Genomic DNA, 18,423 nt, shown 5'->3' on the forward strand with positions numbered 1-18,423 from the left:
CTCGGAGCCTGCCCGTCTCATATCCTGCCCCGCACCGGCGTCCGCTCCACCGGGTCCCCGCTCGCGGGCATGGCCATCTCGGCACGCACTCCGAGGAGGCGGACCTCGCGCGCGGCATCGAGGGTCGCACCGAGCGCGGCTACGGCGGCGATCACATCGGCACGATCCGTGGTGGGAGCCGTGAGCTTGCGCCCGAAGGTCTTCGTCTCGAACGGGGCGTAGCGCACCTTCAGATGCACCCGGATCACCGGTCGTCCCTCCGCGGCGCAGTCATCGAACGCAGCGCTCGCGAGCTCGCGGATCGCCGCATCGACCTGCTCCGCCGTGATGAGGTTCTCCTGGAAGGTCGTCTCGCGGCTGTGGCTGCGCGCCACCCACGGCGTGGCGTCGACGACGCGAGGGCCGAGACCCGACCCCAGGCCGTGATACCAGACGCCCATCCGCGGACCGAACTCGCCCACCAGCTCTTGCTCGTCGGCATCGGCGAGCTCGCGGACCGTGTGGATGCCGTGCTCTGCGAGCCGCTTCTGCACTTTGGGCCCGACGCCCCAGAGGTCGCGGGTGGGCTTCTCCCCCATCACCGCGAACCAGTTCTGCTCCGTGAGCCGGAACACGCCCCGTGGCTTGCCGAACTCGGTGGCGATCTTGGCGCGCACCTTGTTGTCGCCGATGCCGACGGAGCAGTGCAGCGCGGTCGCCTCGAACACGGCCGCCTGTGCGTCGACGGCGAGCTGCTCGGGGTCGTCGGTCGTCGCCCCGAGGAAGCATTCATCCCACCCGATGACCTCCAGCGTGACGCCAGGGAGCCCTCGAAGCGCCGCCATCACCTCGGCGGACGCCGCCTCGTAGGCGGCATGGTCGACGGGCAGGAAGACCGCATCGTCCGGCGCCTTGCGCGCCGCGATCTTCAGCGGCATCCCTGACCCGATGCCGAAGGCGCGCGCCTCGTAGGACGCCGTCGACACGACCGCGCGCTCCGTCGGATCTCCACGGCCGCCCACGATCACCGGGCGACCGGCCAGCTCCGGTCGTCGCAGCACCTCCACCGCGGCGATGAACTGATCCATGTCCACGTGCAGCACCCAGTCGGCCATGCAACGAGTGTGACGGGTGGGACGGGCGTTGTCACCCGTCGTGCGCGGGAGCGGGTCCGGATGTTTCCCGGCGGAGTCGGCGCGGGGGTGTCGGCGCGGCGGTGTCAGCCGGTTGAGACGCCGATCGCCGTCAGCACGATCGCGAGGAGCGGGAGGGTGCCCTGCATGATCGCGGCGCGCGCCTTCGTGCGATCCGAGAGGATCAGCACCAAGGCGGCGGCGAGCATCATGCCGGTTCCGGCGAACACGAGCGTGAGGCCGATGGTCTGCGCGCCGACGATGGTCAGACCGACGCCGAGCAGCGCGGTGAGCGCCAGGAACAGGTTGTAGAACCCCTGGTTGAACGCCAGCGCCTTCATCGTGATGGCGTCGGCCTCGCTGGCGACACCGAAGATCTTGCGGGTCTCGGGGTCGGTCCACCGCAGCGACTCGAGCGCGAAGATGAAGACGTGAAAGGCCGCGGCGGCCGCGGCGAGGATGAGACCGACGATGAGCATGGCCTGATTGTCCCGCGCCGCAACCGGCAGCGGCAACACGGTGACCGGCGGCGTGTCCGTGCGGCGCGTGCGGCGGGCACCGAGACGCCGTCCCGCCTAGACGAGGAAGATCGGCAGCAGTCCCGGGTTATGGGCGTGAACGAGCACCGCGAACACCACCGCGTCGAACAGCAGGTGCACCGTCACGACATACGCGAGCGAGTGCGTGCGCAAAAAGATGAACCCCTGCAGCAGCGCGAACGGGATGGTGAGCAGCGGCCCCCATTCGCGGTATCCGAGCTCCCACAGGAACGACACGAAGACGATCGACTGCAGGACGTTCGCGAGCAGGTTCGGAAAGTGTCGGCGTAGCAGCGCGAAGACCGTGCAGATGAAGAACAGCTCATCCCAGATGCCGACGGCCCCCACCCCGACGAACAGCCGCGCGATCAGGTCGGGCGTGTCGACGACGGGCCAGTTCTGGTACACGCCGCTGGTGATGAAGTAGAAGGGCAGGATCAGCCATCCGAGGATCAGCACGGCGATCAGCCAGCCCCACTGCAGTCGTCCCCAGCGCCTGCCGGTGCGCCACGGGAAGCTGATGGCACGGTCGCGGTACACGAAGCGCGACACCACGTACGGGACCGCGACGGCGCCGCCGAGGGCCAGGGTGAACCGCAGCATCGCGAGGTTGTCGAGCTCGGCCGCGAGCGGGATGACGCTCACGATCAGGAGTCCGAGCGCGATCAGGGAGAGGTCGCGCGTCAGCGACGGTGCGGATGCGGTGACGCGCCCCCGCTCGAGCAGCCAGGCCGACGCGATGCCCAGAGCCAGCAGCATCCACCCGAGCCACGGGATCTCCAGTACGAAGAACGCGGGCGCGGCGGCGCATACCAGCACCGCCGGCACGATCCCGGGCCAGACATCGGTGGTCGGCGTCGTGTCCGAGAGACGGGACGTGCTCATGAGCGCGTGCGCCGTCGGTACACGAGGTCGCGGATGTCGCGTCCCTTCACGATGCCCTTGCGTTCGAACGCCGTCATCACGCGGCCGTCGAAGCGTTCGGCCCAGTCGCCCTCGAACGCCCGCTCGAACAGCGGCTCGGCGTCGAGGACCTCGCGCATCTGCAGCGCGTAGTCCTCCCAGTCGGTGGCGAGGCGCAGCAGCCCGCCGTCGACCAGCGCCCGCGCCCCGTTGTCGGCGAAGCCCGCGCGCACCAGACGTCGCTTGGTGTGCTTCTTCTTGTGCCAGGGGTCGGGGAAGAAGATCCACGCTTCGCTCACCACCGCTTCGGGCAGGTAGGACGACAGCACCTCGGGCGCGTTGGCCTCGACCACACGCAGATTGCGCGTGCCCTCGCGGTCGGCGTCGAGCATGGTGCGGGCGAGTCCGGCACGGAAGACCTCGACCGCGAGGAAGTCGACGTCCGGACGCGCGGTCGCCGCAGCGACGATGGCATGCCCCTGTCCCGAGCCGATCTCGACGATCAGATCCGCGGACCGGCCGTATTCGGCGGCGACGTCGAGGCGCGCCTCGGGGTGAACCGAGGTCCATGCGACATCACGCGGCACGTCCAGGAGGTAGTGCGGCGCGAGGTCTGTGAAGGCGCGTTCCTGCGCCTCCGACATCCGGCCGCTGCGGCGTACGAACGACACCGGCTCATCACGGAACGTGCGGGGTTCGGGCATGGTTCCAGGGTAGTCGGCGGGCACGCCCGCGCTGCCCGCGCTGTCCGCGAGCCTCAGCTCGGGGGCGCGGTCACGAAGTCGATGAGCTCCTCGACGCGGCCGATGAGCTCCGGCTCGAGGTCGCGGAACGTGTGCACCTTGCTGAGGATGTGCTGCCACGCCCGTCCGGTGTCGCCCTGCGTCTCATGAGGCCAGCCGAAGGCGCGGCAGATGCCCGTCTTCCAGTCCGTGCCGCGCGGGATCTCGGGCCAGCGGGCGACGCCGAGTGCGCGCGGGGTGACGCACTGCCACACGTCGACGAACGGATGGCCGACGATGCGCACGTGGCGACCGTGCGGTCCTCGGGCGACGGCGTCGGCGATACGCGACTCCTTCGACCCCGGCACCAGGTGATCGACGAGCACTCCGTACCGGCGCGTCGCGCTCGGGGGCTCGGCGGCGAGCAGCTCATCGAGCAGATCGACGCCCTGCAGGAACTCGACCACGACACCCTCGACGCGCAGGTCGGCGCCCCACACCTTCTCCACGAGCTCGGCGTCGTGCTTGCCCTCGACCAGGATGCGGCTGGGCAGCGCCACGCGAGCGCGCTGATCGCCCGCGACGAAGGATCCGGATGCCGTGCGCCGCTTTCCCTGCGAGGCTGCAGCCGGAACGATCAACCGCACCGCGGCACCGTCGATGAGAAAGCCACCGCCCAGCGGGAACAGCCGTCGGCGGCCGCGTCGGTCCTCCAACTCGACGGTGCCGCCCTGCACCCGTGTCACCGCACCGCAGAACCCGTCGTCCGCGACCTCCACGACCAGATCGACCTCGGCGGGCACCTGCGGCACGGGCTTGGCGGCGCGTTCGCGCCATCCCGCAGCCAGCACATCGGATCCGTACCTGTCTTCCATGCCATCCAGCGTATGTGCCTCCGCTCAGGGCGAACGGCGATGCGGCTCCGGATGCTGTCGCGTGTCGGGGTCTGTGAATAGACTCGGGGCATGGTGCACGCCGGCGAGTCGGAGGTAACACGTTGAGGACTCGATGGCTGGCGCTGGCCGCACTGACGGCGGCGATCATGACCGGGGCGCTCTCCGCCTCCGCAGCATCTGCCACTGACCCCGTGACGCTCGACTCCGGGTACGTCACCGATGAGGCGGGAGTGCTCAGTCCGTCGGAGGAGCAGGCCGTGGAGGCGCGGCTGCAGACTCTGAGCGAGAGCTCCTCCTCGGATCTCTTCGTGGTGCTCGTCGACGACTTCACGTCCCCGTCGGACAACGTCGCCTGGGCAGACACGGTGGCCCAGAACAACAACCTGGGCTCCGAGCAGTACCTGCTCGCGATCGCTGTGGAGGGCCGCAGCTACTACATCTCGGCCGCTCCCGACGGACCGCTCAGCGACAGCAAGCTCGATGACGTGGAGAACAAGATCCAGTCGCTGGCGGCGCAGGAGGACTGGGACGGCGCGATCGTCCTCGCCGCCGATGAGATCCAGGGCGACGGCGGCGCTGGCGCGATGCGGGTGTTCCTGATCGTGCTCGCCCTTGTGGGCGTCGGACTGCTGCTCTGGCTGATCATCACGCTGGTGCGCCGACGCCGCCGTGCGGCTGCCGTGCGTGCGCGGGGTGCGATGCCCGAGACACCTGATCCGAACGACCCGTTCTCCACTCTCACCGACGCACAGGTCGAGACGCAGGCGGGCCTGGCTCTCGTGCAGGCGGATGACGCGATCACCTCCAGCCGCGAGGAGCTGGGTTTCGCCGTGGCGCAGTTCGGCGACGCGGCGACCGCAGAGTTCACACACGTGGTCGAGGCCGCCAAGGCCAAGATGGCGGAGGCCTTCGATCTCAAGCAGAAGCTCGACGACGAGGTCGAGGACACGATCCACGACCGCCGCAGCTGGCATATCCGCATCATCGGCATCGCCGACGAAATCGACGACATCCTCGACGACAACACCGAGGCCTTCGACGCCCTCCGCAAGCTGGAGCAGAACGCGCCGCAGGAGCTGGAGCGGGTCCGCGGCGAGCGAGCGAGTCTCGCAGCCGCGCTCCCCGACGCCGAGTCCGCGCTCGCGGCGCTGAGCGCGAGCTATGACGCATCCGCGCTGAGCACGGTTGTCGACAACCCGGCGCAGGCCCAGGAACGTGCGGCGCTGGCGGACACATCCATCGCCGCGGCCGCACAGGCGATCGCCGATGGCACACCGGGCGAGGCCGCGTTCGCGATCCGCACCGCCGAGCAGGCCGTGGCGCAGGGCGTCCAGCTCGTGCAGGGCATCGCCGCATTGGGCGCGGACCTCCAGTCCGCCGAGACCCAGGCGCACGCGCTCGTGGCAGAGCTGCAGGCCGATGTCGCATCCGCCCAGCAGCTGCCCGATCCCGACGGCTCCCTCGCGGCGGCGATCTCGGCGACGACGCAGCAGCTGCAACTCGCCCAGGCGCACCTCGCCGGCACGAACCGGGACCCGCGACGGGCATTCGACGCGCTGTCGGCGGCCAACACGCAGATCGACACCGCGATCGCGCAGGGCCGCGCCGGCGTCGAGCGCGAGCGCCGTGCACAGCAGATGCTCGATCAGACCCTCGCGCAGGCCGGCGCCGAGATCCGCTCGGCGCGCGAGTTCATCGAGACGCGTCGCGGGTCGGTCGGACCGACCGCGCGCACGCGCCTCGCCCAGGCAGACGCCAGCCTGACGCAGGCGCTCAGCCTGCGCGCCACATCGGCAGAAGCGGCGTTGACCGAGGCGACGCGCGCGCTCGATCTCGCACGCCAGGCCACCGCTTCCGCATCATCCGACGTGTCGGCCTACTCCTCCCGCTCGTACGACAGCGGATGGGGCAGCGGGCCGTTCGGCGGCGGTTCAAGCGGGGGCGGATCCGGCATCGGTGGCGACATCCTCGGCGGCATCATCGGCGGCCTACTCTCCGGAGGCGGCGGCGGCGGCGGGAGCCGATCCTCGTCGCGCAGCAGCAGTTGGCGCTCGAGCGGGGGCGGCGGCTTCCGCAGCTCCGGCTTCGGCGGCGGCGGTGGCGGTCGTTCACGCAGTCGCAGCGGCCGATCGGGAGGTCGACGCTTCTGACTTCTCATAGACGACTCGTACAGACTCGACTCAGACCCACTGAAAGGAACCACGCATGACCAAGCAGTCCATCTTCGGGCGTATCTCCACCCTCGTCCGCGCGAACATCAACTCCCTCCTGGACTCTGCGGAAGACCCGCAGAAGATGATCGACCAGCTCGTGCGCGACTACACCAACAGCATCGCCGACGCGGAGTCCGCGATCGCCGAGACCATCGGCAACCTGCGCCTGCTCGAGCGCGACCACGAAGAAGACGTGCAGGCGTCGACCGAGTGGGGCAACAAGGCGCTCGCCGCCAGCCGCAAGGCCGACGAGATGCGCTCCAGCGGCAACGCCGCCGATGCCGACAAGTTCGACAACCTCGCCAAGATCGCCCTGCAGCGTCAGATCAGTGCCGAGCGCGAGGCGACCGGCGCCGAGCCGCAGATCGCCGCGCAGACCGAGATCGTCGACAAGCTCAAGAGCGGCCTGAACGGCATGAAGGACAAGCTGGGCGAGCTCAAGAACAAGCGCAGCGAGCTCCTCGCCCGCGCCAAGGTCGCCGAGGCGCAGACCAAGGTGCAGGATGCAGTCGGCTCGATCAACGTGCTCGACCCGACCAGCGAGCTGGGCCGTTTCGAAGACAAGGTCCGTCGCCAGGAGGCCATCGCGCAGGGCAAGATCGAGCTCGCGGCATCCAGCCTCGACGCGCAGTTCGAGAGCCTCGAGGACCTCGGTGAGCTGACGGAGGTCGAGGCTCGTCTCGCCGAGCTGAAGGCCGGCGGCAGCGCTCCTCGTCAGGCCATCGAAGGTTCCTGACCACCACCTGCGGATGCCCCGGACTCGGTGTCCGGGGCATCCCCCTTTCTTCGGAGGCACCATGGCGCGATTCCTCGTCGTCCCGCAATGGCAGGGCTCGCCCGCCGCGCGCGCAATGCTGCTCACCGACGGCGCGTCCGCGATCGCCGGCGATCTGCCCCGCTCGTCGACCACCGTGCTCGATGTTCCCGTCGAGGCAGGCGAATCGCTGGGCACAGGAGTCCGCCGCCTGAGCGCCCTGCTCCGCACCCGCGAGCTCGTGCGCGAGCATCTCGTCGACGGCACGGTCGTGATCGGCGGCGACTGCAGCGTCACCGTCCCCGCTCTCGCTGCCCTTCCCGGTGGAACCGACGACCTCGCAGTCGTCTGGTGCGACGCCCACGCCGACCTCCACTCTCCTGATTCCTCGCCATCCGGCGCCTTCTCGGGGATGGCGCTTCGCGCCGTGCTCGGAGAAGGAGAGAGCCAGCTCGCGCTCTCCCCCGGCATTCCCCGCGATCGCATCGTGACGGTCGGCATGCGCGATCTCGACGACGGCGAGGTCGACGAGTACGACCGACTCACCAACCTCTCGGCCTCCGAGATCGATCGCGTGGATGCACTCGCCGAAGCGGTTCGAGCCACCGGCGCCTCGCGCGTCTGGGTGCACATCGACGTCGAGGTGCTCGATCCGACCGACTTCACCGGCGTCTCGTCCTCGGTGCCGTTCGGCGCCTCCGCCAGCTCACTGAGCGCAGCGATCCGGCGCCTCCGCGAGGAGATCCCTCTCGCGGGTGCGACCGTCTCCGGATTCGCACCGCGCACGCCGGCCGATGCCGTGGACGACCTCGGTTCGATCCTGCGCCTGATCGGAGCCGTCGCGTGACCGCCGACTGGCGCCCCGCCGCCGAGGAGATCGTCGCCCGCGGTCGCCGGTTCGACCGTCGCATTCCCTCATTCCTGCTGCGCTCGCCGATCAGCCTTCTCGGCTACGGCTGGGGCACCGCCGTCGGATGGATCTGGGGCTCGATCTGGAGCACCGGCGAGGTCGAACGCCGCAACGGGCTCTGGGTGTTCCGCGGGCTTCCGACGTGGGCGTTCAACCGTGGCGGGGTATGCGTGGGCGGCTGCTTCCTGACCGGCGATGCGCGTCCGACCGATGCCGTGCTGCGACACGAAGCCGTCCACAAGGCGCAGTGGCTGCGCTACGGCGCGCTCATGCCGTTCCTCTACCTGCTGGCCGGCCGCGATCCGCTGCGCAACCGCTTCGAGATCGAAGCGGGGCTGGAAGACGGCAACTACGTTCGTCGCTCCCGCTAGCGCTTCGAGAGCCTGACGCGCGCGGTCGGATCAGCGCTCGGCGGGGAACAGGCCGAATCGCTCCGGTGCATGGATGTGCGCGGACTCGACCTCGAGCGCCGTGGTGAGGTGGTCGATGATGTCGGCGGTGCCCAGGTAGCCGCCGAGCAGGGTGACCTGCGTCTCGAACTCGTCGTCGCACAGCATCTCGTCGGCCCAGGCGCACGTCGCGCGCGCCAGCGCCTGCCCCGGTGCGCAGGCACGGCCGGTGCCGGGGGCGCCCGACCGCAGCTCACGGGCGAGCCAGGTGACCGTCATGCGTCCGGGAGCATCGATCACGCCGATGTCGGCGACCGAGGGCACCTCGATGAAGATCCGGCCGGATGCACACAGCGGCAGGGTCGCGAGGAAGACCTCGAGATCTCCGAGCGAGCGCTCGTCCGCTGTCACCAGATGGTGCGAGCGCCGACGAGCGGCACGTCGCTCGGCGCGCGTGCTGCGTGTGGCGAAAGACGTTTCCATGGTGCATCCATCGTACACCAAGTGAAGGCTTGCCTAACCTTCGTCGTCGGTCTCCACGAGCGCGGTGTGGAGCGCTGCCAGCTCGTCATCGGTGAGACCCTGCGCGCGCAGGTAGCCGGCGGCCGATCCCCAGCGCTCGTCGATCTTCTCGAGCAGGCGACGCATCACCGGAGCCGGCGATTGCGTGGCGAGAGCGACGGCGTGCACAGCTTCGGGATGCTGCGCCTTCAGATACGCGGTGATCTGACGCGAGCGTTCCGGCGGCAGCTGGGACTCGGTGAGCGCGTAGTCGGCGATCACGGCCTCCCGATCGGCTCCGACCGCCGACAGTGCGAGGGCGACCGTCACACCGGTGCGGTCCTTACCGACCGTGCAGTGCACCAGTGTCGGCTCCCCGGCGGCGATGATGCGCACGGCGTCGGCGAGGCGCTCCCCGCTCTCCTCGAGCAGATGCAGGTAGAGCTCGTCGAGGCTGGTGTCGCTCTCGAAGAAGGAACGCACGGATCCGAGGAACAGCGGCAGATGCGTCGTGTCCGGGCCGATGATCTCCGATGGCTCAGCCGCGACCTCCTCCCCGTCGCGCAGGTCGATGATCTGGCGCACACGTTCGCGCAGCGCCGCGGCACCCTTCGCACTGGCGCCGGAGAGATGCCCCGAGCGCAGCAGCACCCCTGAGCGGATGCGTCCGTCCGGAGTGGGGATGCCGCCGACGTCGCGGACGTTGTTGATGCCGCCGAGTTCCAGAACACTCATGCGGGCGCCTGCGCAGGACGGGCGGGCACGGGGTAGCGGCCAGCGATCACGATGCGGTTGAAGGCGTTGATGGACACGCATGCCCAGCTGAGAGCCGCGTACTCCTTCTCGGTGAACACGCCGCCCACGGCGTCGTAGATCTCGTCGGAGATCCCGTCCTCGGCGATGAATGTGAACGCCTCGGCGAGTTCCAGCGCCGCACGCTCGCGGTCGCTGAACACGCCGCTCTCACGCCAGGTGGGGATCTGGGTGAGGGTGTCGACATCGATGCCCACGGCCAGCGCCCGGTCGACGTGGATACGTGCGCAGTAGGCGCAGCCGTTGAGCTGCGAGCAGTGGATCATGACGAGTTCCTTGAGCCGGTCATCGATGCCGTTGTCGGCGCAGATCTTGCCGACGGTGCGCGAGAAGGCGTCCAGAGCCTTGTACGCCTCCGGCTCGGTCTTGGACAGGTGCACTCGCGTCTCGCTCATCGGTCCATGATATTCCCGGCGCTGCCGCTGAGGAGAGCCGGCTTCCCAGGTGTCGAAATGCAGAAAGCGCAACAGCCGAGCCAAATTCGAATCAAATCGCCAACCAATTTGCCACTTTTGCCATGCACATCGATCCCGCATTTCTTTCGCACCGCGTGTCGGGAGCAGAATGAAGGCGTGGCGATCGACATCTCCGAGTTCAGCTATCTTCCCGCACAGGCCGAGGCACTGGGTGTCTCGCTGCCTCCCGTGGAACGGCTCAGCCTTGCACTCCCCGACGGTCGCACGGTCAGCGCCCTGCGCTTCGGCACCGGGTCACCTCGCGTGACGCTGCTGCACGGTGCGGGGCTCAACGCCCACACCTGGGACACCACGGCACTCGCCGTCGGACTGCCGCTCCTCGCGATCGACCTGGCCGGTCACGGCGATTCCTCGTGGCGCGACGACCGCGACTACACTCCGCGGCCCCTCGCAGCCGACGTCGCCGCGGCGCTGGACGCGTGGACGACCGAGCCGCAGATCGTCGTGGGCCAGTCGCTGGGCGGGCTCACCGGCGCCGCCCTCGCATCGTCGCGTCCTGACCTGGTGTCCGAGCTCATCGTCGTGGACATCACTCCGGGCATCGACGTGTCGGCGGGACCCGCGGCACTGCGGGAGTTCTACGCCGGTCCCACCGACTTCGCCACGCGCGACGAGCTGGTCGACCGGGCCATCGCACTCGGCTTCGGCGGCACCCGCCCCGAGACCGAGCGCGGCGTGTTCCTGAACACCCGCGTGCGCCCCGACGGGCGCATCGAGTGGAAGCACCACTTCGCCCACCTGGCCGCGCAGGCGCTCGCCGCGCACGACCGTGGCACCGAGCACACGCCTTCCGCTCTGCACGAGACGGGATGGGACGACCTGGCCGGCGTCACCGCTGCGCTCACGCTCGTCCGCGCAGCCCGCGGCTTCGTCAGTGAGGCCGATGCCGCCGAGTTGCAGCGACGCCTCCCCGACGCGCGAGTCGTCGTCCTCGACGCGACGCACAACGTGCAGGAGACGGCGCCGCGGGAGCTCGCCGCTCTGATCGTCTCCGCAGCGACAGCCGCAACCGATCCCGCAGCGACACCGTCCGGTTTGTGACGTTCCGTTCCACCCCTGAACCGCCCTTCATCCCTGATCCCTAGGCTCGACTCACCGGCACACAGCAACTGCCGTACCGAGAGGAAATGTCCATGTTCCGACGCACCCGTCGCCTCGCGCTGATCTCCGCGCTCGCGGTCACCGCCGTGATTCTCAGCGCCTGCTCCGGCTCCCCCGAACCGGCGGCGACGACCGCCACGGGAGAGCCCGACCCCGACGGCACCCTCCAGGTCGGGCTCGTACTCGAGCCCACGAACCTCGACATCCGACGCACCAGCGGCGCCGCGATCGAGCAGATCCTCATCGACAACATCTATGAGGGGCTCGTCACCCGCACGCAGGAGAACGAGATCGAGGGCCGCCTGGCCTCGGACTACGAGGTCTCGGCAGACGGCCTGACCTACACGTTCACGCTCAACGAGGGCATCGTCTTCCACGACGGCACGCCCCTGACCTCCGCCGACGTGGTCTCCTCGTACGAGGCGGTGCGCACCGACGCCACGCTGCAGGGCAACTCGGACTTCGCGGCCGTGGCGTCCATCACCGCCCCCGATGCGACCACGGTGCAGATCGCGCTCACGCAGCCGAGCCAGAACTTCCTGTTCGCGCTGACCGGTCCGGCCGGCCTCGTCTTCAAGACCGGGGACACCACCGACCTCAAGACCGCCGAGAACGGCACCGGCCCCTTCACGCTCACCCGCTGGAACAAGGGCAGCACGATCACGTTCGCGCGCAACGACGCCTATTGGGGCGAGCCGGCCGGAGTGGCCTCGGTTGAGTTCCAGTACATCCCCGACTTCACCGCCGGCGTGAACGCGGCGCTGGCCGGCGACGTGCAGGTGCTCACGGCGGTCGACCCCAACCTCGCTCCGCAGCTCGAGGACTCGGGCGACTTCACGCTCACGAAGGGCCGCACCACCGACAAGGCGACCCTCGCGTTCAACAACGCCAAGGCGCCGCTCGACGACGAGCGCGTGCGCGAGGCTCTGCGGCTCGCGATCGACCACGAGGCGCTGATCGAGGCCGTCGGTGCGGGAACCCCGCTCGCGGGCCCGATCCCCGAACTCGACCCGGGCTACGAAGACCTCTCCGACGTCATCTCGTATGACCCCGAGAAGGCGAAGGATCTGCTCGCCGAGGCCGGACAGGAGGATCTCGAACTGACGCTGACGATCCCCTCGTTCTACGGAACGACCGTTCCCAAGGTGCTCATCTCGGACTTCGCCAAGGTCGGCGTCACACTCGAGGTCGACTCGGTGGAGTTCCCGGCCTGGCTCGAGGACGTCTACACGAACCACGACTACGACCTGAGCTTCGTGCTGCACGTCGAGCCCCGCGACTTCGGCAACTTCGCAGACCCGGAGTACTACTTCGGCTACGACAACGCCGAGGTGCAGGAGCTGTACACCCAGGCGCAGGCCGAGGTCGACCCCGAGAAGGCGGCCGAGCTCCTCGCGCAGGCGGCACGCATCGTCTCGGAGGACCACGCGGCGGACTGGCTCTACAACGGCGAGACGCTCACCGCGGTCAGCCCCGTCGTGTCGGGCTTCCCCGAGGACTCGATCAACTCGCGCATCAACCTCGCGGGCGTCACCGTCTCGGCTGAGAACTGAGCCGCGGTCACCCTTCGTGCTCCGCTACGCGCTCGTCCGAGGAGCCCTGCTGATCGCAGGGCTCCTCGTCTCGAGCGCGCTGATCTTCCTCACGCTCCGGGTGTTCCCCGGCGACGTGGCACAGCTGATCGCCGGCACGCAGGCCTCTCCGACCGAGGTCGAGGCACTGCGCGAATCGCTCGGACTCAACCGGCCGCTGCTCACCCAGTACACGGACTGGATCGGCGGGATCTTCCGCGGTGATCTCGGGACCTCGCTTCTCTCGGGCGCCTCCGTGGGCGAGGAGCTGTTGCTCAAGGCGCAGGTCACCGTCCCCCTGGGCATCATGTCCCTACTGATCGCGGTGGTCATCGCCGTGCCCTTCGGCATCCTTGCGGCACTGCGGCGCGGGCGGCGCGGCGGAACGGCGCTCAGCGTGGGCGCGCAGGCACTCGCCGCCGTTCCCGTCGTCTGGGCCGGCATGATGCTGATCGTCGTCTTCAGCGTCTGGCTGGGGTGGCTCCCGCCGCAGGGCTTCCCCCGCACCGGCTGGTCGACGCCGGGCGAGGCGATCCGCGCACTGCTGCTGCCGGCGCTCACGATCGGCATCGTCGAGGGCGCGATGCTCATGCGGTTCGTCCGCAGCGCGACGCTGCAGGCAGCAGGACAGGACTTCGTCCGGACGGCGGCGGCCAAGGGACTCACGCGCACGCGCGCTCTGATCCAGCACGGCATCCCCGCGGTCGGACTCTCGATCGTGACGGTGCTCGGCCTGCAGGTGGCCGGGATCATCGTGGGCTCGGTCGTGATCGAACAGCTGTTCACGCTTCCTGGGATCGGGCGGATGCTGGTCGCCGATGTCGGCACCCGCGATCTCATCAAGGTGCAGAGCGAGCTGCTCGTGCTGACCGGGTTCGTGCTCGTGGTCGGCTTCCTCGTCGATCTGCTGCACCGCACCATCGACCCTCGACAACGGGAGGCCGCATGACTCCGCGCTGGCTCCCCCGACTCTGGGCGACCGCGACCGGTCGCTTCGGGCTGATCGTCGTGGCGCTGATCGCCCTGACAGCCCTCGTCTCGGTGTTCTGGACCCCGTTCGATCCGCAGGCGTCCGAGATCCGTGACCGCTGGCTGGGGCCGAGCTGGCCGCACCTGCTCGGCACCGATGACACCGGCCGCGACATCCTGAGCCTGATCATGGCCGGCGCGCGCACCACCGTGTTCGTGAGCGTCGGCGCGGGACTCGTCGCCACCGTCGTCGGGATCAGTCTCGCGGCGCTGGGAGCGCTCACCGCCCGGTGGATGCGCGAGACAGTCGCCGTGCTGGTCGACATCCTGATCGCCTTCCCGGTGCTGCTGATCGCCATGATGATCTCCTCGGTCTGGGGCGGATCGCTGTGGGTCGTCATCTGGGCCGTCGGCATCGGCTTCGGCGTGAACATCGCCCGTGTCACGCGTCCCGAGATCCGACGCGTGCAGCAGAGCGATTTCGTGCTGGCGGCGCGGGCGTCAGGTCTCACTCCGGCGCAGACGCTGACGCATCATCTGCTCCCCAACGTCGCTCCGGTGTTCATCGTGCAGCTCTCGTGGTCGATGGCGGTTGCCGTGCTCGCCGAGGCAGGGCTGTCGTACCTCGGATTCGGAGCGTCGGTGGTCGAGCCCAGCTGGGGCATCCTGCTGGCGGACCTGCAGCGCTACATCGGAGTGCACCCGCTCTCGGTCATCTGGCCCGGTCTCACGATCACGGTCACCGTCCTCGCGCTCAATCTGCTCGGCGACGGGCTGCGCGAGGCGACCGACCCGACGCTCCGTCACCGCGCGGCCGAGATCCACACCCCGGCGGTGGTCGCATGACGCTCTCGGTGCAGGACCTGGTCATCGAGATCGACGGGCGCCGCGTCATCGACGGCATCTCGTTCGAGGTCGCCGACGGGGCTCGGCTCGGGCTGATCGGCGAATCCGGATCGGGCAAGTCGCTCACCGCGCTTGCTGTGCTCGGGCTGCTCCCCGACGGGGCGACGGCCCGCGGCAGCATCCGCTGGAACGGCACCGAGCTGATCGGCATGCCCGACCGGGAGCTGGCGCAGCTGCGCGGCGACGACCTGGGCATCGTGTTCCAGGAGCCCCGCACGGCGCTGAACCCCATTCGCACGGTGGGCCGCCAGATCGCCGAATCCATCCGCATCCACGAGCGGATCGGCCGGCGTGACGCGCGAACGAGAGCGGTCGCCGAGGCCGCACGCGTGCGCTTGCCCGATCCCGAGTCGATCGTCGACCGCTACCCGCATCAGCTCTCGGGTGGCCAGCGCCAGCGCGTCGCGATCGCCATGGCACTTGCCTGCCGTCCGCGGCTGCTGATCGCCGACGAGCCGACGACCGCGCTCGACGTCACCATTCAGGCCGAGATCCTCACCCTGCTGCTCTCCCTGGTCGAGACCGAGGGGATGTCGCTGATGTTCATCACGCACGACCTCGCCGTCCTCGCACAGGTCGCGACCGACGGGGTGGTGCTCGAGCACGGGCGAGTCGTGGAGTCGGCGTCCGTGCAGACGCTGCTGACCTCGCCCACCTCACCCGTGACGCAGGGGCTGCTGCGCGACGCCACCGCCACCCTGTGGCGTCCGGACGGAGGCCCGGCATGAGTCTGATCGAGGCCCGCGGTCTGAGCCGGGACTTCTTCGTCCCCAAGAAGGCCGCGTTCGAGCGCACACGCACGCAGACCGCCCTGGCGCCGACCGATCTCGACGTCGTCGAAGGCTCGTCGGTGGGCATCATCGGCGAGTCGGGATCCGGAAAGTCGACCCTCGTCCGCCTGCTGCTCGGTCTCGACCGCCCCACAGCGGGCACGGTCATGATCGGCGGACGCCCCGTCGACGCCACGGCATCGGCGAAGTCGCTGCACTGGCTGCGCCGCGAGACCGGCCTGGTGTTCCAGGACCCGTACGCCTCACTCGACCCGCGGCTCACCGCCGCCCAGATCATCGGCGAGCCGCTCTGGGCGCTCGGGATCGACGGCGACCACCGCGCACGCATCCGCGACGTACTGGTGCAGGTGGGACTCGAGCCCGACATGGCCTCGCGCTACCCTCACGAGTTCTCCGGCGGGCAGCGTCAACGCATCGCGATCGCCCGTGCAATCGTGCACGGACCGCGCATCCTGGTCGGCGACGAGCCGCTGTCCGCGCTCGATGTCACCGTGCGTGCACAGATCCTCGACCTGCTGATCGAGCTGCGCACGACGAGCGACATGACGCTGCTGCTGGTCTCGCACGACATCGGCGTGGTGCAGAACCTCTGCGACACCGTGATCGTGATGAAAAACGGCGAGATCGTGGAGCGCGGGTCGACAGCCGATGTGCTGCTGCGCCCGCAGCACGCGTACACGCGGGCTCTGCTCGCGGCGATCCCGGTGATCCCCTCGCGCGATCAGTGAGAACGCGATGACGACAGCAGGCGCCAGCGACGACCGGTCGGCTTCAGCACCCGTTTCATGTAGACGGTTCCCAGCTCACGTCCGTACTTGACGCCCACGCGTCCCATCCGCCCGGCCTCCACGAAGCCGAGCTTGGCGTGCAGCCGGATCGATGCCTCGGCACCGTCGTCGCTGATCACCGCCACCATCTCGCGGATGCCCAGCTGCTCGCAGGCGTCGATCAGAGCCTGCAGCAACACTGCACCGAGCCCTTTGCCGCCGGCGCCCGGGCCGAGATAGATCGAGTCCTCGACCGTGTAGCGGTAGGCGTTCTTGCCGGCCCACGGCTGGGCGATCGCGTAGCCCAGCAGTACCCCCGCGGGCGATACGGCCACCAGAAGGGGCAGGCCCAGGCGGGTCTGCAGCGCGAACTTCTCGCGCCAGTACGGGATGCTGCTGCGCCGCTCGTCGAGCGTCACAGCGGAGTTGCTCACGAAGTGGTTGTAGATCTCGCGGATGTAGGGCAGGTCCGCTGCGCGAGCCGGGCGGATGGAGTAGGCGAACACCTCGGGCTCCGGAGCGGGCCGCAGGTGACGCGGCAGGACTCGGCGACGGTCCCCCGGTTCGAACTGCATGCGCTCAGCTTAGAGAGCCGGAGGTCTCGCCCTCCACCCTCCAATCCACCGGGTCGGCACCCTGCTCCTCCAGCAGCGCGTTCGCGCGAGAGAACGGGCGGGATCCGAAGAAACCACGACGGGCGGACAGCGGCGACGGGTGGGCCGACGCGATCACCGGCGTGTCACCCAGAAGCGGCTGCAGATTCGCGGCGTCCTTGCCCCAGAGGATCGCGACCAGCGGCTGCTCTCGGGCGACGAGTGTGCGGATCGCGAGTTCGGTGACCTGCTCCCATCCCCAGCCGCGGTGCGACGCCGCCGCGCCCGGCTGCACCGTGAGCACGCGGTTGAGCAGCAGCACGCCCTGATCGCTCCAGGCGGTGAGGTCGCCGTGCGGAGCGGGCGGGAGGCCGAGGTCGGTCTCACGCTCGCGGTAGATGTTGGCCAGGCTGCGCGGGATCGGCCGGACTTCCCGGTCCACCGCGAACGACAGCCCGATCGGATGCCCCGGCGTGGGGTACGGGTCCTGCCCGGTGATCAGCACCCGTACGTCGCTCAGCGGACGCTGGAACGCGCGCAGCACGTTCTCGCCGGCGGGGAGGTACCCGCGCCCGGCGGTCTGCTCCGCGCGAAGACGCTCGCCGAGAGCCGAGATCACGTCCTGCACCGGGGTGAGCGCCTCCGCCCACTCCGGGTCGATCCGCCCGCTCGCGGCGAGTTCCGCGAGGTTCTGCGGCACCGTCAGAGGTCCCGGCGCACGCGCAACGGACCGCGGGCGAGCAGGTGCTGTGCCGACTGCGCGACCGGACGCATCGTGATCAGGTCGAGGTTCACGTGGGCGGGAGCGTTCAGGGCGTAGGCGATGACATCGGCCACATCCTCGGCGAGCAGCGGCGCTTCGACGCCCGCGTACACCGCTTCGGCCGCGACCGAGTCGCCGCCGAGGCGGTTCAGCGTGAACTCCTCGGTGTGCACCAGGCCCGGTGCGACCTCGACGACACGGATGGGCTCGCCGTTCAGCTCCTGACGCAGCACGCGCACCAGCATCCCCTCTGCCGCCTTCGCGGCGTTGTAGCCGCCGCCTCCGGCGTACGCGGTCTGCGCCGCCGTCGAGGTGACGAACACGGCGTCTGCGTGGCCGTCGTCGTCGGCCGCCGCTCGCAGCAGAGGCAGGAGTCCCGCCACGAGCCGCTGCGTCGCGAGCACGTTCGCATCGAACATCCACTGCCAGTCGTCGGTGGAGGCGTCTTCCACGCGGTCGGTGCCGCGGGCTCCCCCCGCCACCTGCACGAGCGCATGCACCGGACCGGACTTCTCGAGCTCGACGATCAGCGCGTCGACCGCCACGGGGTCGGTCAGGTCGCAGGCGATGGCCGATGCGCCCGTGTCGGCCACGAGTGCGGCCAGGCGCTCCTCCCGTCGGGCGACGCCGACGACGTCCCACCCCTTCGACCGCAGGGCACGCACCGTCGCGGCGCCGATACCCGAGCTTGCTCCTGTCACCACTGCACGTCTGTTGGCCATACCTCCACCGTA

21 protein-coding genes are annotated in these 18,423 nt (G+C 69.5%); 10 read left to right on the forward strand and 11 right to left on the reverse strand.

The features are described from left to right. Window positions 1-17: 17 nt before the first annotated feature. The 5 genes from AC2D10_RS04405 to AC2D10_RS04425 all read right to left on the reverse strand — a co-directional run bounded on the left by AC2D10_RS04405 (window position 18) and on the right by AC2D10_RS04425 (window position 4,151). A complete protein-coding gene (locus AC2D10_RS04405; RefSeq protein ID WP_484710703.1) occupies window positions 18-1,094 on the reverse strand; it encodes a DNA polymerase IV in 1,077 nt (358 codons plus the stop codon). A 104-nt stretch (window positions 1,095-1,198) separates the two neighbouring features. Further along, window positions 1,199-1,591: a DUF1304 domain-containing protein gene (locus AC2D10_RS04410; RefSeq protein WP_484710704.1), complete on the reverse strand. Its 393-nt coding sequence runs from the start codon at window positions 1,589-1,591 to the stop codon at window positions 1,199-1,201. A 96-nt stretch (window positions 1,592-1,687) separates the two neighbouring features. Next, window positions 1,688-2,536 carry a CPBP family intramembrane glutamic endopeptidase gene (locus tag AC2D10_RS04415; RefSeq protein ID WP_484710705.1) on the reverse strand — a complete coding sequence of 283 codons (849 nt, stop codon included), beginning with the start codon at window positions 2,534-2,536 and terminating at the stop codon, window positions 1,688-1,690. Next, window positions 2,533-3,258, reverse strand: coding sequence for a tRNA (guanosine(46)-N7)-methyltransferase TrmB (gene trmB / locus AC2D10_RS04420; RefSeq protein WP_484710707.1), 726 nt, complete (start codon window positions 3,256-3,258; stop codon window positions 2,533-2,535). Before trmB ends, AC2D10_RS04415 begins: the two co-directional genes overlap by 4 nt. Before the next feature lie 53 nt (window positions 3,259-3,311). Beyond that, window positions 3,312-4,151, reverse strand: a complete 840-nt coding sequence (locus tag AC2D10_RS04425; protein ID WP_484710710.1) for a DUF3097 domain-containing protein — start codon at window positions 4,149-4,151, stop codon at window positions 3,312-3,314. Between the two features lie 122 nt (window positions 4,152-4,273). Between AC2D10_RS04425 and AC2D10_RS04430 the strand changes: the two genes are divergently transcribed. The 4 genes from AC2D10_RS04430 to AC2D10_RS04445 all read left to right on the forward strand — a co-directional run bounded on the left by AC2D10_RS04430 (window position 4,274) and on the right by AC2D10_RS04445 (window position 8,420). After that, window positions 4,274-6,322, forward strand: coding sequence for a TPM domain-containing protein (locus AC2D10_RS04430; RefSeq protein ID WP_484710711.1), 2,049 nt, complete (start codon window positions 4,274-4,276; stop codon window positions 6,320-6,322). A gap of 55 nt (window positions 6,323-6,377) precedes the next feature. Next, window positions 6,378-7,121 (forward strand): PspA/IM30 family protein, encoded by a 744-nt coding sequence (locus AC2D10_RS04435; protein WP_484710713.1) that lies wholly within the window; start codon window positions 6,378-6,380, stop codon window positions 7,119-7,121. A 61-nt stretch (window positions 7,122-7,182) separates the two neighbouring features. Further along, on the forward strand, window positions 7,183-7,986 hold the full coding sequence (locus AC2D10_RS04440; RefSeq protein WP_484710714.1) for an arginase family protein: 804 nt from the start codon (window positions 7,183-7,185) through the stop codon (window positions 7,984-7,986). Continuing rightward, complete coding sequence (locus tag AC2D10_RS04445) at window positions 7,983-8,420, forward strand: Fe-S oxidoreductase (protein ID WP_484710716.1); 438 nt, start codon at window positions 7,983-7,985, stop codon at window positions 8,418-8,420. The genes AC2D10_RS04440 and AC2D10_RS04445 overlap by 4 nt, the downstream gene beginning before the upstream one ends. A 30-nt stretch (window positions 8,421-8,450) precedes the next feature. Here AC2D10_RS04445 and AC2D10_RS04450 read toward each other — a convergent pair whose 3' ends face one another. From AC2D10_RS04450 to AC2D10_RS04460, 3 genes are read right to left on the reverse strand one after another with little or no spacing between them, the layout of a single operon-like run. Further along, entirely contained in the window at window positions 8,451-8,921 is a 471-nt protein-coding gene (locus AC2D10_RS04450; protein WP_484710718.1) for an SIP domain-containing protein, read from the reverse strand. Window positions 8,922-8,954: 33 nt separating this feature from the next. Then, window positions 8,955-9,674: a tyrosine-protein phosphatase gene (locus tag AC2D10_RS04455; RefSeq protein ID WP_484710719.1), complete on the reverse strand. Its 720-nt coding sequence runs from the start codon at window positions 9,672-9,674 to the stop codon at window positions 8,955-8,957. Then, a complete protein-coding gene (locus tag AC2D10_RS04460) occupies window positions 9,671-10,147 on the reverse strand; it encodes a carboxymuconolactone decarboxylase family protein (RefSeq protein WP_484710720.1) in 477 nt (158 codons plus the stop codon). The genes AC2D10_RS04455 and AC2D10_RS04460 overlap by 4 nt, the downstream gene beginning before the upstream one ends. Before the next feature lie 177 nt (window positions 10,148-10,324). On the opposite strand from AC2D10_RS04460, the gene AC2D10_RS04465 reads away from it, so the two are divergent. The 6 genes from AC2D10_RS04465 (at window position 10,325) to AC2D10_RS04490 (ending at window position 16,294) form a co-directional block, all read left to right on the forward strand. Continuing rightward, a complete protein-coding gene (locus tag AC2D10_RS04465) occupies window positions 10,325-11,269 on the forward strand; it encodes an alpha/beta fold hydrolase (RefSeq protein WP_484710722.1) in 945 nt (314 codons plus the stop codon). Window positions 11,270-11,361: 92 nt separating this feature from the next. Next, the gene (locus AC2D10_RS04470) at window positions 11,362-12,882 is read left to right on the forward strand and encodes an ABC transporter substrate-binding protein (RefSeq protein ID WP_484710723.1); all 1,521 of its coding nucleotides are present in this window, start codon (window positions 11,362-11,364) and stop codon (window positions 12,880-12,882) included. A gap of 16 nt (window positions 12,883-12,898) precedes the next feature. After that, complete coding sequence (locus tag AC2D10_RS04475; protein WP_484710724.1) at window positions 12,899-13,849, forward strand: ABC transporter permease; 951 nt, start codon at window positions 12,899-12,901, stop codon at window positions 13,847-13,849. Then, window positions 13,846-14,715: an ABC transporter permease gene (locus AC2D10_RS04480; RefSeq protein ID WP_484710726.1), complete on the forward strand. Its 870-nt coding sequence runs from the start codon at window positions 13,846-13,848 to the stop codon at window positions 14,713-14,715. The genes AC2D10_RS04475 and AC2D10_RS04480 overlap by 4 nt, the downstream gene beginning before the upstream one ends. After that, on the forward strand, window positions 14,712-15,503 hold the full coding sequence (locus tag AC2D10_RS04485; protein ID WP_484710728.1) for an ABC transporter ATP-binding protein: 792 nt from the start codon (window positions 14,712-14,714) through the stop codon (window positions 15,501-15,503). Before AC2D10_RS04480 ends, AC2D10_RS04485 begins: the two co-directional genes overlap by 4 nt. Next, window positions 15,500-16,294: an ABC transporter ATP-binding protein gene (locus AC2D10_RS04490; RefSeq protein ID WP_484710730.1), complete on the forward strand. Its 795-nt coding sequence runs from the start codon at window positions 15,500-15,502 to the stop codon at window positions 16,292-16,294. Before AC2D10_RS04485 ends, AC2D10_RS04490 begins: the two co-directional genes overlap by 4 nt. On the opposite strand, the gene AC2D10_RS04495 is transcribed toward AC2D10_RS04490, so the two are convergent. Genes AC2D10_RS04495 through AC2D10_RS04505 form a run of 3 tightly spaced genes read right to left on the reverse strand, consistent with a single transcriptional unit; the run spans window position 16,288 to window position 18,411 of the window. After that, on the reverse strand, window positions 16,288-16,908 hold the full coding sequence (locus AC2D10_RS04495; RefSeq protein ID WP_484710731.1) for a GNAT family N-acetyltransferase: 621 nt from the start codon (window positions 16,906-16,908) through the stop codon (window positions 16,288-16,290). The genes AC2D10_RS04490 and AC2D10_RS04495 overlap by 7 nt on opposite strands. A 4-nt stretch (window positions 16,909-16,912) precedes the next feature. Next, a complete protein-coding gene (locus AC2D10_RS04500; RefSeq protein WP_484710733.1) occupies window positions 16,913-17,626 on the reverse strand; it encodes a uracil-DNA glycosylase in 714 nt (237 codons plus the stop codon). Between the two features lie 2 nt (window positions 17,627-17,628). Next, complete coding sequence (locus tag AC2D10_RS04505) at window positions 17,629-18,411, reverse strand: SDR family oxidoreductase (RefSeq protein ID WP_484710734.1); 783 nt, start codon at window positions 18,409-18,411, stop codon at window positions 17,629-17,631. Window positions 18,412-18,423 lie beyond the last annotated feature (12 nt).

This window comes from Microbacterium sp. PI-SA-G, from assembly GCF_057215335.1.

Bases quoted from the DNA above. Each gene is read 5' to 3' on its own strand.
- AC2D10_RS04505 (WP_484710734.1), bottom strand. From the start codon at position 18,411: ATGGCCAACAGACGTGCAGTGGTGACAGGAGCAAGCTCGGGTATCGGC.
- AC2D10_RS04485 (WP_484710728.1), top strand. From the start codon at position 14,712: ATGACGCTCTCGGTGCAGGACCTGGTCATCGAGATCGACGGGCGCCGC.
- AC2D10_RS04480 (WP_484710726.1), top strand. From the start codon at position 13,846: ATGACTCCGCGCTGGCTCCCCCGACTCTGGGCGACCGCGACCGGTCGC.
- AC2D10_RS04455 (WP_484710719.1), bottom strand. From the start codon at position 9,674: ATGAGTGTTCTGGAACTCGGCGGCATCAACAACGTCCGCGACGTCGGC.
- AC2D10_RS04495 (WP_484710731.1), bottom strand. From the start codon at position 16,908: ATGCAGTTCGAACCGGGGGACCGTCGCCGAGTCCTGCCGCGTCACCTG.
- AC2D10_RS04460 (WP_484710720.1), bottom strand. From the start codon at position 10,147: ATGAGCGAGACGCGAGTGCACCTGTCCAAGACCGAGCCGGAGGCGTAC.
- AC2D10_RS04490 (WP_484710730.1), top strand. From the start codon at position 15,500: ATGAGTCTGATCGAGGCCCGCGGTCTGAGCCGGGACTTCTTCGTCCCC.
- AC2D10_RS04435 (WP_484710713.1), top strand. From the start codon at position 6,378: ATGACCAAGCAGTCCATCTTCGGGCGTATCTCCACCCTCGTCCGCGCG.
- AC2D10_RS04470 (WP_484710723.1), top strand. From the start codon at position 11,362: ATGTTCCGACGCACCCGTCGCCTCGCGCTGATCTCCGCGCTCGCGGTC.
- trmB (WP_484710707.1), bottom strand. From the start codon at position 3,258: ATGCCCGAACCCCGCACGTTCCGTGATGAGCCGGTGTCGTTCGTACGC.
- AC2D10_RS04405 (WP_484710703.1), bottom strand. From the start codon at position 1,094: ATGGCCGACTGGGTGCTGCACGTGGACATGGATCAGTTCATCGCCGCG.
- AC2D10_RS04425 (WP_484710710.1), bottom strand. From the start codon at position 4,151: ATGGAAGACAGGTACGGATCCGATGTGCTGGCTGCGGGATGGCGCGAA.
- AC2D10_RS04415 (WP_484710705.1), bottom strand. From the start codon at position 2,536: ATGAGCACGTCCCGTCTCTCGGACACGACGCCGACCACCGATGTCTGG.
- AC2D10_RS04440 (WP_484710714.1), top strand. From the start codon at position 7,183: ATGGCGCGATTCCTCGTCGTCCCGCAATGGCAGGGCTCGCCCGCCGCG.
- AC2D10_RS04410 (WP_484710704.1), bottom strand. From the start codon at position 1,591: ATGCTCATCGTCGGTCTCATCCTCGCCGCGGCCGCCGCGGCCTTTCAC.
- AC2D10_RS04450 (WP_484710718.1), bottom strand. From the start codon at position 8,921: ATGGAAACGTCTTTCGCCACACGCAGCACGCGCGCCGAGCGACGTGCC.